At 61.9% G+C, this 14,830-nt stretch carries 13 protein-coding genes; 8 read left to right on the top strand and 5 right to left on the bottom strand.

Going from position 1 to position 14,830, the window contains the following annotated elements; translation table 11 throughout:
- The first annotated feature begins 271 nt into the window (after positions 1-271).
- Entirely contained in the window at positions 272-2,488 is a 2,217-nt protein-coding gene (locus AC2ISB_RS00285) for a response regulator (RefSeq protein WP_486575524.1), read from the top strand.
- On the opposite strand, the gene recQ is transcribed toward AC2ISB_RS00285, so the two are convergent.
- Together recQ and AC2ISB_RS00275 are read right to left on the bottom strand one after the other, a co-directional pair.
- Positions 2,485-4,542 carry a DNA helicase RecQ gene (recQ, locus tag AC2ISB_RS00280; RefSeq protein ID WP_486575522.1) on the bottom strand — a complete coding sequence of 686 codons (2,058 nt, stop codon included), beginning with the start codon at positions 4,540-4,542 and terminating at the stop codon, positions 2,485-2,487. The genes AC2ISB_RS00285 and recQ overlap by 4 nt on opposite strands.
- A gap of 4 nt (positions 4,543-4,546) precedes the next feature.
- Positions 4,547-4,840: a YggT family protein gene (locus AC2ISB_RS00275; protein WP_339108846.1), complete on the bottom strand. Its 294-nt coding sequence runs from the start codon at positions 4,838-4,840 to the stop codon at positions 4,547-4,549.
- Positions 4,841-5,013: 173 nt separating this feature from the next.
- On the opposite strand from AC2ISB_RS00275, the gene AC2ISB_RS00270 reads away from it, so the two are divergent.
- The 7 genes from AC2ISB_RS00270 to dxs all read left to right on the top strand — a co-directional run bounded on the left by AC2ISB_RS00270 (position 5,014) and on the right by dxs (position 12,368).
- Complete coding sequence (locus tag AC2ISB_RS00270) at positions 5,014-6,363, top strand: MFS transporter (protein ID WP_406720187.1); 1,350 nt, start codon at positions 5,014-5,016, stop codon at positions 6,361-6,363.
- A gap of 41 nt (positions 6,364-6,404) precedes the next feature.
- On the top strand, positions 6,405-7,301 hold the full coding sequence (gene mepA / locus AC2ISB_RS00265) for a penicillin-insensitive murein endopeptidase (protein WP_339109463.1): 897 nt from the start codon (positions 6,405-6,407) through the stop codon (positions 7,299-7,301).
- Positions 7,298-8,188, top strand: a complete 891-nt coding sequence (locus tag AC2ISB_RS00260; protein ID WP_406720186.1) for an esterase-like activity of phytase family protein — start codon at positions 7,298-7,300, stop codon at positions 8,186-8,188. Before mepA ends, AC2ISB_RS00260 begins: the two co-directional genes overlap by 4 nt.
- Positions 8,189-8,296: 108 nt before the next feature.
- A complete protein-coding gene (locus tag AC2ISB_RS00255; protein WP_406720185.1) occupies positions 8,297-8,917 on the top strand; it encodes a queuosine precursor transporter in 621 nt (206 codons plus the stop codon).
- A 387-nt stretch (positions 8,918-9,304) separates the two neighbouring features.
- Positions 9,305-9,553: an exodeoxyribonuclease VII small subunit gene (locus tag AC2ISB_RS00250; protein ID WP_339108843.1), complete on the top strand. Its 249-nt coding sequence runs from the start codon at positions 9,305-9,307 to the stop codon at positions 9,551-9,553.
- Positions 9,554-10,420: a polyprenyl synthetase family protein gene (locus tag AC2ISB_RS00245; protein ID WP_339108842.1), complete on the top strand. Its 867-nt coding sequence runs from the start codon at positions 9,554-9,556 to the stop codon at positions 10,418-10,420.
- Positions 10,421-10,439: 19 nt separating this feature from the next.
- A complete protein-coding gene (dxs, locus tag AC2ISB_RS00240) occupies positions 10,440-12,368 on the top strand; it encodes a 1-deoxy-D-xylulose-5-phosphate synthase (protein ID WP_486575518.1) in 1,929 nt (642 codons plus the stop codon).
- 35 nt (positions 12,369-12,403) lie between these two features.
- Here dxs and AC2ISB_RS00235 read toward each other — a convergent pair whose 3' ends face one another.
- Genes AC2ISB_RS00235 through AC2ISB_RS00225 form a run of 3 tightly spaced genes read right to left on the bottom strand, consistent with a single transcriptional unit; the run spans position 12,404 to position 14,774 of the window.
- Positions 12,404-13,021 carry an HAD family hydrolase gene (locus tag AC2ISB_RS00235; protein WP_486575516.1) on the bottom strand — a complete coding sequence of 206 codons (618 nt, stop codon included), beginning with the start codon at positions 13,019-13,021 and terminating at the stop codon, positions 12,404-12,406.
- Positions 13,018-13,848 carry an S-formylglutathione hydrolase gene (gene fghA, locus AC2ISB_RS00230; protein WP_486575514.1) on the bottom strand — a complete coding sequence of 277 codons (831 nt, stop codon included), beginning with the start codon at positions 13,846-13,848 and terminating at the stop codon, positions 13,018-13,020. The genes AC2ISB_RS00235 and fghA overlap by 4 nt, the downstream gene beginning before the upstream one ends.
- A gap of 11 nt (positions 13,849-13,859) precedes the next feature.
- Positions 13,860-14,774, bottom strand: coding sequence for an AEC family transporter (locus AC2ISB_RS00225; protein WP_486575512.1), 915 nt, complete (start codon positions 14,772-14,774; stop codon positions 13,860-13,862).
- Positions 14,775-14,830: the final 56 nt, after the last annotated feature.

The raw sequence follows: 14,830 nt of genomic DNA, 5'->3' as shown, positions 1-14,830 counted from the left end.
GCGTAGCGGCCCCGAAGGCGGGCAGGATACAGAATCGCCCGGGGCCGAAACCGGGGCCTTCCCTGACGCGGCGATACTGCCGCTGCGTCAATATGCCAACGGTCATGTTGAGCCCGTTATATGCAGGCTGTAAAACCGCAGGAATTTCTCCTTAAGGTAGAAATTTGTGAGGGATTTTCTATAGCTGGCCCGCGATCAGCCTTAAGGATTAAGCCTAAATTTACTGGACGTCACCAAGATGCTGGTCGAACGGAATGGGGACTGAACCAGCATGCCGACAGGCACCAGAAACACGATCGCTGACAAGCTGGCTCAGGAGCGTCGCGCCCGTCTGGCGGCGGAACGGCTGCTTGACCAGAAGAAGCGTGAACTGTTTACGGCCAATCAGAAACTGGCATTGCATGCCCGCGCCCTGTCCGACCAGATCGTGGAGCAGCGCCACGGCCTGACCCGCGCCCTGACGGAAGCCGCCTCTTTGAAGGGCGAGAACCATCGCGTGATGGATGATCTCGCACGGGCCAATTCCGTTGCCATAATAGCCCAACGCAGGCTGTGGGACGCGCTTGAGACGATTCCCGACGGGTTTGCCGTCTATGACGCCGATCTGCGGCTGGTGGCCGCCAATAAGGTCTATCTGGATTTCTTCGAGGGCGAAGTGGCCATCGCTGCGGGCGTGACCTACGATTCGGTGCTTAATATCGTGGCCAAGCACCGGATGGTGGATCTGGACGGGCGCGACCCTGCCGACTGGCATCATGACATGATCGCGCGCATCCGCCGCAATCCGATCGAACCGATCACGATCATCACCCGTAAAGGGGCCCATATCCGGCTGATCGACCGGTGGGGCGAAGGCGGCGATCTGGTCTGCATCGCACAGGATATCTCGACCCATGTCAGCCGCGAAGCGGAACTGGAAGAGGCACGCGAAAAGGCCGAATCCGCCAATCGCGCGAAATCGGCCTTCCTTGCCAATATGAGCCACGAGATCCGGACGCCGATGAATGGCGTGGTGGGCATGGCCGAACTGCTGACCGAGACAGAGCTGACAGAGGATCAGCGTCTTTATGCGGAAACCATCCGCTCTTCCGGCGAGGCGCTGCTGACGATCATCAATGATGTGCTCGACTATTCCAAGATCGAGGCGGAGCGCCTGAAGCTCTATCCCGAGATTTTCGATCTGGAGCGGTGTGTGCACGAGGTGACCATGCTGCTGCAACCTTCCGCACGCGACAAGAAGCTGAGGCTTCTGGTCGATTACGACATGTTCCTGCCGACACGATTCGTGGCCGATCCGGGGCGTATCCGCCAGATTCTGACCAATCTTCTGGGCAATGCGGTGAAATTCACGCTTAGCGGCCATGTGCTGACGCGCGTGGTCGGGATAGAGCGGAAGCAGAATAATTACGAGCTGCATATCACCGTCGAGGATACCGGCATCGGCATCAATCCCGAACAGATCGACCATGTTTTCGGCGAGTTCAATCAGGTCGAAAGCGAAACCAACCGCAAGTTCGAGGGCACGGGGCTTGGCCTTGCCATCACCAAGCAGTTGATCGAGATGATGGGCGGCGAGATCTGGGTCGATAGCGAGCTGGGGCGCGGTTCGTGTTTCGGGTTCAAGATTCTGGTGCCCGCCGCCGAACCCGCGCCGCATGTCTCGACCCCCGGTCCGCCGATCACGCTGCGGGCCGCGCTTGTGGTCGATGATCTGATGGTCAACCGTGTCATTCTCGAACGGCAGCTGGAAACCTACGGGCTGAAGGTGACATTGTGCCGGAACGCACAGGAAGCGCTGACCGCTTTCGACAGGGGCGCGAAATTCGACATTATGCTCAGCGATTTCCGGATGCCGGATATGGATGGCCTGCATCTGTGCCAGACCTTGCGGCAACGCGGCGTGAAGATTCCCGTGGTGCTGCTGAGTTCGGACCCCGATGCGATCACCCCCGAAGAGGCCCACGCGGCCCAGATCGAATGTCTGGAAAAGCCGGTGCTGCGGTCGCATCTGTTCCGCACCTTGCAAAACCTGTCGTATCCGGTTGCAAGAACGGTGCCACCGCCCGCGCCGCCGCCCCCTGTTGGCCAACGCAAGATGCGCATCCTCGCCGCCGAGGATAATCGCACCAACCAGCTCGTTTTTGGCAAGATGGTAAAAGATCTGCCCATTGATCTGGTCTTCGCCAATAACGGTCTGGAAGCGGTCGAGAAATGGCAAAGCTTCCAGCCCGACCTGATCTTCATGGATATTTCCATGCCCGAGATGGATGGCAAGGAAGCCACCCGCCGCATCCGGTCTCTGGAAAGCGGCAGCCACGTGCCGATCTGCGCCCTGACGGCCCATGCGATGGACGGCGATAGCGAGGGCATACTGGCCTCGGGTATGGATCACTATCTGACCAAACCATTGCGCAAAACGGCGATCATCGACCATATCGTGGCAAATTGTCCCCCGACCGCACAGTCGCTACAGGACGGGGCTGCCTAGGTCTCGGAAATAAGCTGCAGGAAGGCGGCACCGAAACGGTCGAGCTTGGCGTCTTCCAGACCAAGCCGTTCCAGCCCCTTCAGGTCGCCTGGCCGCATCTCGGCAATCTTGCGCAGCAACGACGAAGACACGCTCAGCATCCGCCCTGTCCCGTCCTCGCCACGCTCCAAACGGAGTTGCTCTGCCAGCAGCGCATCAAACAGAGGTCCGGCCTGACGCCCCGCCAAAGCACGGCGCGCGGGATGCATTTTCTGCATCTCCTCCCCCACCAGCACCTCAAGGAATGCCGTGCCATAGCTTTCCAGCTTTTTGGCCCCCACCCCGTTGATCCGCGCCATCTGGTCCAGCGTTTGCGGACGGGCCTCGACCATCTCGATCAGGGTGCGGTCGGGGAAGATCATATAGGCCGGAAGCCCCGCCGCCTCGGAAAGCGCCCTCCGCTTGGCCTTCAGGGCCGACAGCAGCGGCGCGTCCTCCTCGGACACAAGCGCCTTGACCACCGTCTGCTTTTTCGCCCCGCGCACAGGGTCACGCCGGAAGGTGATCTGTTCCTCGCCGCGCAGGATCGGATGCGCGGCCTTGGTCACGAATAACGCGCCGTGACGTTCGGCATCGGGGCGGATCAGGTCATGCCCCATCATCTGCCGGAAGATCGCCTGCCACTGCGGGCGCGTCCAGGCCTTACCCACCCCGAAGGTCGGCAGGCGGTCATGCCCGCGCGAGGAAATGCGCTCGTTCGACTGGCCCAGCAGCACCTCGATCAGATACTGGCTGCCATAGCTCTGGTCGCAGCGCAGACAGGCCGACAGCGCCATGCGCACCGGTTCGGTCGCATCAAACAGATCGGGCGGCGTGTCGCAGATATCGCAGTTGCCACAAGGGCTTGCCTCTTCGCCGAAATAGGCCAGCAGCCTCTGGCGGCGGCAGGCGGTGGCCTCGGCCAGACCCAGCAGCGCATTCAGCCGCCCGTGATCGGCGTCCTTGCGTTCGGGCGGCGCAAGCCCCTCGTCGATCTGGGCGCGGCGGATGCGGATATCGTCGGGGCCAAAGAGGGTCAGCGTCTCTGCAGGGGCGCCATCACGGCCCGCGCGGCCAATCTCCTGATAATAGGCCTCGATGGATTTCGACAGATCGGCATGGGCCACCCAGCGGATATCGGGCTTGTCGATCCCCATGCCGAAGGCCACAGTCGCCACCACGATCAGCCCGTCTTCCTGCTGAAAGCGCGTCTCGACGGCGCGGCGGTCATCGGGGTCCATGCCGCCGTGATAATAGCAGGCCGTATGCCCCGCCTCATTCAACGCCTGCGCAAGGCTCTCGGTCTTTTTGCGAGTGGCGCAATAGACAATGCCCGACTGCCCCTTGCGCGCGGCGGCAAACTGCAGGATCTGCCCGCGCGGCTGGTTTTTGGGCTCGAACGCCAGATGGATATTGGGGCGGTCAAAGCCACGCAGGAAGGTCTCGGGCGCATCGCCGTCAAACAGCCGCGTGACCATCTCGGCGCGGGTTTCTTCATCGGCGGTGGCGGTAAAAGCGGCCAGCGGCACCTTCAGGTCGCGGCGCAATTCCCCGATGCGCAGGTAATCGGGGCGGAAGTCATGGCCCCACTGGCTGACGCAATGCGCCTCGTCCACGGCAATCAGCCCGACCCGCGCACGGCGCAGCAGATGCACCGCCCCGCCCGAGGCCAGCCGTTCCGGCGCCATATAGAGGATCTTCAACCGGCCTTCGTCGATGGCACGAAAGACCTCTTCGGTCTCGTCCTCGGTATTGCCCGAGGTCAGGGCGCCGGCCTCGACCCCCGCCTCGCGCAGCGCCCGCACCTGATCGCGCATCAGGGCAATCAGCGGCGAGATCACCACCGTCAGCCCCTCGCGGCACAGCGCGGGGATCTGGAAACACAGCGATTTGCCACCGCCCGTCGGCATGATGGCCAAAGTATTGCGCCCCGCCATGACGGAGCGCACGATTTCTTCCTGTCCGGGACGGAATTCGCGGAACCCGAAGATATCGGTCAGGACTGCATGACAGTCGGGCAGCGTGGCCTCGACCATAGGATCAATACCCGTAGAAGAAGCCCGCGTTATTGATCAGCGCGCGCTGCAGGATCATCAGGATCACGAAAGCCACCAGCGGCGCCAGATCAAGACCGGGGGTATTGGGCAGAATGCGGCGGATCGGCGCATAGATCGGCTCCAAGAGCGAATTCAGGCCATACCAGATTTGGCGGACCATCTGCTGGTTCAGGTTCAGGACATTGAAATTGATCAACCAGCTCATGATGATGTGGACAATCATCACAAACCACACAATATCCAGTATAAGATTGAGCGCCTGAAACAGCGTGACCATATGCAAAAGACCTCCGGCTGGGTGAGTAACTACCTATGCGAGCCGCAGTCATCTTGCAACCTTGCAACGCATGTCCGTGATATCGATTTTCGGTAAATTCTTCCGGGCAGAATGCTTGCATCGCCGGTATCATGACGCTTTACGCAGTCCCGTTACCATTCAAGAGGTCTCTCATGCAGCGCGACAGGAAAGCTCTCTGGGGCTGGTTTTTCTTCGACTGGGCCAGCCAGCCCTATAACACGCTTCTGCTGACCTTCACCTTCGGCCCCTATATGAAGACGCTTCTGGGCGATGGCAGTGTGGCGCAGGCCGTCTGGGGCTATGGCATTGGCGCGACAGGGGTGGTGATTGCGCTGGCCTCCCCCTTTCTGGGGGCGGTCGCCGATAGAAGCGGGGCCAAACGCCGGTTCCTGTGGCTGTTTTCCGCGATGTATGTGCTGGGAGCTTCCGGCCTGTGGTGGGCCATTCCGCAGGATTACAGCCTGCTCTTTATCCTGACGAGCTTTGCGATCGGGCTGATCGGCATGGAATTCGCGACCACCTTCACCAATGCCTACCTGCCCGAGCTTGGCCCCCGCAGCACATTGGGCCGGATCTCGGGGGCGGGCTGGGCCTTCGGCTATGTCGGCGGGCTGATCCTGCTGATCCTGATGCTGACCCTGTTTCAGGCCAGCCCCGAAACCGGCCATACCCTGATCGGGCGCGCCCCGATCTTCGGGCTGGATGTCGGCAGCCGCGAGGATACGCGCATCGTAGGCCCCCTGACGGCGCTATGGTATGCGGTCTTCATGATCCCGTTTTTCCTCTGGGTGAAAGACCGCCCGAAGCCGGATGCCCTGACGATCAGGGCAGCCGTGGCGCAAGGCTGGCCCAACCTGCGTATGACGCTCGGGTCGCTGCCCAAGCGCCCGAGCCTGATGGCATGGCTGGCGGCGTCGATGCTCTATCGCGACGCGCTCAACGGGGTCTATGTCTTTGGCGGGCTTTATGCAGCGGGCGTGCTGGGCTGGTCGATCACGCAGATCGGCATCTTCGGCATTCTCTCGATTATCGCAGGTGCGATCTTCGCATGGCTCGGCGGGCGCGCGGATGACGGGTTCGGCTCCAAACCGGTTATCATCGCCTGCCTGCTGATACTGATCGCGGCGGTGCTGGGCATCATCTCGATTACCCCCGATCATGTTTTCGGCCTGCCCGTCACAGCGGAGTCCGCAGCCCCCGATATCGCCTTTTTCGTTCTGGGCTGCGTCATCGGCGGGGCAGGCGGTGCCCTGCAATCGGCCAGCCGCGTGATGATGGTGCACCAGTCCCCGCCCGAGCGGATGACCGAATATTTCGGCATCTATGCGCTCTCGGGCAAGGCCACCGCATTTATCGCGCCGCTGTCCATCGGAATCGTGACCTCGGTGACGGGGCAGCAATCTCTGGGCATCACCCCGGTTTTGGCACTTTTCGTGGCGGGGCTTGTGCTGTTAAGCTGGGTCAGACCGACGGCCACCGCCTCTGCCCCCTCTCGTTCGTAAAACAGGACATTCCGCCCGTGCAACTGTCTCGTCTTCTTCCACTGGTTCTGGTTCTTCCACTGGTTCTGGGGATCTCTCTGGCCTCCGGCCAGATGGCGCAGGCCGAACCGCTTGCACGGCAGCTGTTCGGTGCCAAATCCACCCCCACCACCCAAGCTCCCGCCGCTGTGGGGTTCTATTCCAAGGGCTGTGCTGCGGGTCTGGCCACCATGCCCGAAAGCGGCCCGACATGGCAGATGATGCGCCTGTCGCGCAACCGCTATTATGGCCAGCCCGAAACACTGGCCTTCCTACAGGATCTGTCGCGCTATGCGGCCACCCTGCCCGGCTGGTCGGGGCTTTATATCGGCGATATCGCACAGCCTCGCGGTGGCCCGATGACCGGCGGCCATGCCAGCCACCAGACAGGGCTGGATGCCGATATCTGGATGCTGCCGCCCAAACGGCTGACCCTCAGCCGTGCCGAGCGCGAGAAAATCTCGTCGATCTCCATCCGCACCGCTGACCAGACGCGGACCAATGGCAACTGGACCCCCGCCCATATGGCATTGCTGAAGGCCGCCGCCTCCGACCCGCGGGTGGACCGGATCTTCGTGGCCGCCGCAGCCAAGATCGCCATGTGCAATGCGGCGCCGCGTGGGGACCGCGCGTGGTTGCAGAAAATCCGCCCCTATTGGGGGCATAACACCCATTTCCACGTGCGGCTGAAATGCCCGCCCGGTGCGAAATATTGCGAAGCCCAGACGCCGACCGTGACCCAGCTCTCCAAAGGCGGCGACGGCTGTGACGAGACGCTGAACTGGTGGGTGACCGAAGCCCTGCACCCGACCAAACCCGCCGCCCCGCAAAAGCCCAAAGGCCCTGCACCGCGCACGGCGAAAACCTATACGATGGCGGATCTTCCCGCCCAATGCCGGACGATCCTATCTGCGCAATGAAACCTTTCCTTTTCACCCTGATCGCGCTTTGCCTCGCCTTGCCGGCAAAAGCGCAAACCGCAGGGCCCGCCGAATTCCTGCAGACCTATGTCTGGAAAGTCGACCACCCGCAATTCGGCGGGTTCTCCGGGCTGGAACTGACCGAAGACGGGCGCGAACTGGTCACGCTGTCGGACCGGACAAGCCTCTGGCGTGCCACGATCACCCGAGACGCATCAGGCAAGATCACAGCGGTCAGCCCCAGTGCCAATCCGCTTACCCTGCATGACAATCACGACCGCCCGATGACCGTCTCGCGCGGTGATTCCGAGGGGTTGGCCCTTGCCCCCGATGGCGGCGTCTATGTCTCCTTCGAGGGCGACCTGCCGCGTATCGATTATTATGCCAAAGGCTCCAGCAAGGCGGTGCCGCTGCCACGGGCGGCCGAGTTCCGGCATCTTCAGGCCAATGCCTCGCTGGAGGCGCTCGCGATCGACGGACGCGGCGCGCTTTACACCCTGCCCGAACGGTCGGGGCGCTCGGGGCGGCCCTTTCCGGTGTTCAAACTGGCCGATAGCCGCTGGTCGCGCCCCTTCTCCATCGCCCGCGAGGGGGAATGGCAGGCCGTGGGCGCAGATTTCGGACCGGACGGGCGCTTCTATCTGCTCGAACGCGATTTCTGGGGGCTTCTGGGTTTCCTGACACGGGTCGAGGTATTCGAGGTCAGGGATGGCAAACTGGGCCAAGGACAGGTTCTGCTACAGACCACAGCGGGCCATCACGACAATCTCGAAGGGCTTTCCGTCTGGCGCGATACAGAAGGGTTCATCCGGCTGACAATGATTTCGGATGATAATTTCCGCATGCTCCAGCGCACGGAAATCGTCGAATACCGTCTTCCCAAATAAGCATGACCCACGTTTTTTCTTGACCGCAAGGACGGCGAGGCGGTATGCGCGCCTATCGTCCGGCACATCGGACCATGTCTCCGCTACCATGTAAAAACGGTCAAAATCATGAAACACTTCCTCCCTGGCGTTCTCGCTATGGCCATCATTGTCGTGGCCTCCAATATTCTGGTGCAGTTCCTGTTGGGCGACTGGCTCACTTGGGGCGCGGTCACCTATCCTTTCGCCTTTCTCGTCACCGATCTGATGAACCGCTTCTACGGCCCCCGACAGGCGCGCCGCGTCGTTCTGGCGGGGTTTGTCACCGGCGTCCTGTGCTCGCTGATCGGCAGCCAGATCGAAGGCCAGTTCGGCCCGCTCGTTTCGGTGCGCGTCGCCATCGGGTCGGGGTCGGCCTTCCTGCTGGCACAGATGGTGGATGTCGCCATTTTCGACCGGCTCCGCAGCGGCAGCTGGTGGCGCGCACCGCTTGTCTCCTCGCTGATCGGATCCTGTCTGGATTCCACGATCTTTTTCTCGATGGCCTTCGCGACCCAGCTCGCCTTCATCTGGCCTGCCGATGATGTCTCATGGGCCAATGAAACCCTGCCGGTTTTGGGCGTCGGACCGATGGCACCGCTTTGGGTTTCGCTTGCGATTGCAGATAGTTCGCTCAAGTTTGCCTTATCTTTGATCGCCTTGCTGCCTTTTAAGGCAGCTGTCACGAAACTATCACCCAAAACAGCATGAATTAACTTGTCATAAACCAAATATGTGCCACCTTTGAGCTATCGGTAACGCAATGAAAGGAGGTGATCCAGTGTCTAGAGTGATATTGGAGAGAGGTATCGGGACATTCAGGGGGGCCGAGGCCTGAGGGCAATCCCTAAGGCAATTTGAACCCTGGGTGGGCTCCGTTTCGGATCGTCTTCAGACCCCTAACCGGACCATCTCCTTAGAACTCGGGGGCCGTCTTTCTCAAGACGGCCCTTCAAGTTGCTTCCCCGCCAGGCTTTGCTTTGGGCGGGGTTTTGCTTTTTAGCGCCCTCGCCTTCCCTCATCGCACCGCTTTCCCCTTATGGGGGCTGGACCCGCGCGGCATTTGGTGGCATCCCAAGCCCAACGAAGGAGTGGGCGATGACCGACGTGACACGCGATGTTTCCGCAATGAGCTTCGAAGAAGCGATGAAGGAATTCGAGCAGGTCGTGAACCAGCTTGATCGGGGCGATGTGCCTCTTGACCAGTCGATTGCACTATACGAACGCGGTGCCGCGCTGAAAGAGCGCTGCGCCACCCTTCTCAAGACGGCGGAAGAGCGCGTCGAGAAAATCACGCTGGCCGCCGATGGCACCCCCGCTGGCACGGTGCCGACCGAAGGGCTGTAAATGTTCACCGACCGTCTGACAAATGTCCAAACCGCCGTGCAAGCGGCGCTTGACGCGCATGTGGCGCAATATCCGGCAGGCCAGCTGCGTGACGCGATGCATTACGCGCTGCAGGGCGGCAAGCGGCTGCGGGCGTTTCTGGTGCTGGAAGGGGCTGCCATTTTCGACATCCCGACCGAGAAAGCCATGCCTGCGGCCTGCGCGGTCGAGGCGCTGCACGCCTATAGCCTTGTCCATGACGACATGCCCTGCATGGATAACGACGACCTGCGCCGCGGCATGCCGACGGTGCATGTGCAATGGGACGAGGCCACCGCCGCTCTGGCAGGCGATGCGCTCCAGACAATGGCCTTCGAACTGCTGACCAGCCCTGCGCTTGGCACGGCAGAGACCCGTATCAGGCTGGTGGCCGATCTGGCGCAGGCATCTGGTGCGGAGGGCATGGTGTATGGTCAGGCGCTGGATATCGCCGCCGAGACCGCCCCGACCCCGCTGACCATCGAACAGATCATAGAGCTGCAGGAAGGCAAGACCGGCGCGCTGATCGGCTTTGCCGCGAAGGCCGGTGCCGTGCTTGCCGAAAAGGACCCTGCGCCTTTTGCTGCCTATGCCAAGGCTCTGGGCCTTGCTTTCCAGATTGCCGATGACATCTTGGATATCGAGGGCAATGAGGATCTGACCGGCAAGCGCCTGCATAAGGATGCCGAGGCCGGTAAAGCGACCTTTGTGTCGTTGCTGGGGCTTGCGGGCGCAAAGACCCGCGCCACAGAGCTTTGTGACCTCGCCATTGCCGCCCTTGCCCCCTATGCGCAAGGTGCCGATAGCCTACGCGATCTCGCGCGCTTCACCATCGCGCGCAAACACTGACGAAAGCGGATAGCCACAGATGAGCGACCTCCCGCAAAACCAAGCCTCGACCACGCCCGTTCTGGACCGTGTGCGCCTGCCTGCCGATATGAAGGGCCTCAGCGACCGCGAGCTGATCCAGCTGGCCGGAGAGCTGCGCCGTGAAACCGTTGCGGCCGTGTCGGAAACCGGCGGCCATCTGGGCGCGGGTCTGGGGGTGGTCGAACTGACCGTGGCGCTGCATGCGGTCTTTGACGCCCCGCGCGACAAGATCATCTGGGATGTGGGCCACCAGTGTTATCCGCATAAGATCCTGACCGGACGCCGCGACCGTATCCGCACCCTGCGGATGGAGGACGGTCTGTCGGGCTTTACCAAACGCTCGGAAAGCGCCTATGACCCCTTCGGCGCGGGCCATAGTTCGACCTCGATCTCGGCGGCTGTGGGTTTTTCCACCGCGCGCGAACTCGGGGCCGAGACGGGCGATGCGATTGCGGTGATCGGTGATGGCGCCCTGACCGGAGGCATGGCCTTCGAGGCGCTCAACCACGGTGGCCATCTGAAAAACCGCATGTTTGTGGTGCTGAATGACAACGAGATGTCGATTGCGCCGCCTGTCGGGGCTTTGTCGACCTATCTGACGCGGCTGTATTCGGAATCGCCCCTGCAGGACCTCAAGGAGGTCGCCAAGGGTGCCGCCCGCGCCTTCCTGCCCGAGCCCTTCAAGGAAGGGGCGAAACGCGCCAAGGAGATGCTCAAGGGCATGGCCATGGGCGGGACGCTGTTTGAAGAGCTGGGCTTTACCTATATCGGCCCTGTGGACGGGCATGATCTGGAAAGCCTGCTGCCGCTCTTGCGCACGCTGAAGGCGCGCGCCCGTGGGCCGGTGCTGATCCATGCGCTGACCAAGAAGGGCAAGGGCTATGCGCCTGCCGAAAGCCGCCCCGATGGCGGCCATGCGACCGCGAAGTTCAACCTTGCGACCGGCGAGCAGAAGAAAGCACCGTCGAATGCGCCCTCCTACACCAAGGTCTTTGCCGAGGCGCTGATTTCCGAGGCCGAGCGCGACGAGAAGATCGTCGGCGTGACGGCGGCCATGCCCGATGGCACGGGGCTGAAAGAATTCGGAGCGCATTTCCCGCGCCGGATGTTTGACGTGGGCATTGCCGAGCAGCATGCGGTGACTTTCTCGGCGGGGCTTGCGGCCTCGGGGATCAAGCCCTTCTGCGCGATCTATTCGACCTTCCTGCAGCGCGGCTATGACCAGATCGTGCATGATGTGGCGATCCAGAAGCTGCCGGTGCGTTTCGCGATTGACCGCGCGGGGCTGGTGGGGGCTGATGGCGCGACCCATGCAGGCGCCTTCGACACGGCCTTTCTGGCGAACCTCCCCGATTTCGTGGTGATGGCGGCGGGTGACGAGGCCGAGCTGGTGCATATGGTGGCGACCGCCGCGGCCATTGACGACCGTCCCTCGGCTTTCCGCTATCCGCGTGGCGAGGGCATGGGCGTGGATATGCCCCAGCGGGGCGTGCCCTTGGAGATCGGGAAAGGGCGCATCATTCAGGAGGGCGCGAAGCTGGCCATTCTCAGCTATGGCGCGCGCCTGTCGGAAGTGCTGAAGGCCAGCGAGGCACTGCGCGCGCGCGGCATCGTTGTGACCGTGGCTGATGCCCGCTTCTGCAAGCCTTTGGACAAGGATATGATCTTGCAGCTTGTGGCCGAGCATGAGGCCATTCTGACCATCGAGGAAGGCGCGATTGGCGGCTTTGCCAGCCATGTGCAGAACTTCCTGATGGAAGAAGGCGTGTTCGATCGCGGGTTCCGTCTGCGGTCGATGGTGCTGCCTGATGATTTCATCAACCATGCCTCGCCCGAGAAGATGTATCAGGTGGCGGGCATGAATGCCGCGCAGATCGAGGCGAAGGTCTTGGAGATGATGGATGTTTCCGTGGCCAAGCGGGCCTGACGAAAGACAACGGCCCCTTTACGGGGCCGTTTGCTTTAGCGCGCCTCTTCTGCCGTCAAAAGCCCTTCTGCCACCAGCCTGTCGGCCCATCCTTGAGGTGTGGTGAAGAGATGGGTTTGCCAGCCGCGTGCCTTGGCCGCCGTGATATTATCGGAGCGGTCATCGGCAAAGAGAAGCGCCTGAGGGGCCACGCCACAATCCTCTTCCAGCATCTGGTAGATTTTCGGATCGGGTTTGATGACCCCCATATGGCCCGAGATATAGCGGCGGTCGAAGTCCTGCAGGAAGTCGTATTTCTCTTCCGCCATGGCGAAGGTGCCGATGCCGAAGTTACTAAGCGCGAAGACAGGGATACCCTTGGACCGCAGGGCTCGCAACAGGCGGACGGATTGCGGGATCGCGGGGCTGGCCATCTGCAGCCAGTCGGCGTTCCAGCGCAGGATCTGCTCGCGCCACTCGGGGTGACGCTCGGCCAGTGCCGCGCAAAGCTCGGAAAGGTTGCCGCCCTTGTCGACGGCATCATTCATCGCGTGCAGGTCGACCTCGGCAAAGAGGCGCTTGCGGTCTTCGGGGGCCATGAAGGTATCGAAATGGCGCTCGGGTTGCCATTCGATCAGCACGTTGCCGATATCGAATACGACGGCCTTGATCATTTCCACAGAGCCTCGGCATGGAAGGCCAGATGGTCGGCCATGAAGCTTTGCACGAAGAAATAGCTATGGTCATAGCCCTTCTGCATGCGGAAGGTGCCCTCTTGGTGGCGTGCCATCATGGCTGCGGCCAGTGCTTCGGGGCGCAGCAGGTCAAGGAATTGGTCAGACGCGCCCTGATCCACCAGAACAGGGCCATCAAAGCCGAGTTCGGTCATCAGATGAGTGCTGTCATGGTCAAGCCACGCGGCCTCATCGGCGCCCAGATAGGCGCCCAGCTGCTTGCGGCCCCAATCGCTTTGCGTGGGTTGCGCGATGGGCGCAAAGGCCGAGACCGACCGGAACCGCCCCGGAAGGCGCATCGCTAGGGTCAGCGCGCCATGCCCGCCCATCGAATGGCCGGTAATCGACTGACGGTCGGGGTCGATGGCGAATTCCGACAGTAGGAGCGCAGGCAGCTCTTCTGCCACATAGTCCCACATGCGGAAATGCGTGGCCCAAGGGTCCTGCGTGGCATTGACGTAAAAGCCCGCGCCCTGACCCAGATCATAGGCCTCGTCATTGGCAACGCCTTCGCCACGCGGTGAGGTATCGGGGAAGACCAGCCCCACACCATGTTCCGCCGCCCATGCCTGTGCACCGGCCTTAGTCATCGCGTTCTCATGGGTGCAGGTCAGCCCCGACAGATACCACAAAAGCGGCACGGGGCCGTCTTCGGCCTCTTCGGGCAGGAACAGACCAAAGGTCATCTCGGTGCCGGTGGCCTTGGAGTCATGCGCATAGACGCCTTGGACGCCCTCGAAGCAGCGGTTTTCGGAAATAATGCGCATGGCACCCTCTCTTATTGGACCCAGTGCAGAATGACTGGCAGCGTTAGAATACTGGCGGCCGTTGACACGAAGATGGCAGCAGAGACCCGCGGCGCGCCGATGTTATAGTTTTGCGCCAGCATGTAGACATTTCCCGCGACAGGCAAGGAGGCGGTGGCCACCATCACCCCCGCATCGAAACGGTCCACGCCAAAGACGAAAAACGCCGAAAGCGCGATCACGCATGGATGCAGTGCCAGCTTGCAGACCGACAGCCACGACGCGGGGCCAAGCCGGTTCAGCGTCAGCGCCGCAAGGCTGGCCCCTATGGCAAAAAGCGCACCTGGGGTGGCGGCGGCGCCCAGCATGGTCACGGTCTGGGACAGCCACTCGGGGATCGGCAGGCCGGAGGCCGACCAGATAAGCCCCGCCGCCATCGAGACCGCCATCGGGTTTTTCACCACGCCCAAGGCAAGGGGCCAAAGAGCGACCCGCCCTGTGCGGGCCGCGCTGATCACCACCGTAAACAGCACCGAGAATACGATCAGATCGACGCAGAGCACCATGATGATGGCGGGCACCGCCTCCGGCCCCAGCACGGCGGCCAGCATCGGCACCCCCAGAAAGCCGGTATTGCCGATCATCGCGGTCTGCGCTTCGATGGTGGACATATCGGTGGCCTCGCCGCGCAGCTTTGCCACCGCGAAAGCCATCAGCCAGATACAAAGCGATCCCGCAAGATAGGCACCCATAAAGCGGGCCTGAAACACATGGCCGATCTCCAGCCCCGAGGTGAAGTCGAACAGCATCGCCGACAGCGGGAAGAAGAAGATGAATTTCGTCAGATAGGCCGTTGCAGCGGGCGGGAAAAAACCGATGCGTCCGGCAGACCAGCCAAGCCCGATCAGGGCGAAAAACGGAAGCAGCTGCAGGAATATCGCGAACATAGGATGTCGCTAGCACGGCTCTTGCAAAAGCGCCAGCCTGTCGACTTTAAGCCTGC

Source organism: Thioclava sp. NS-SX20, assembly GCF_057380695.1.
This window is presented reverse-complemented; position numbering and strand designations above follow the sequence as displayed.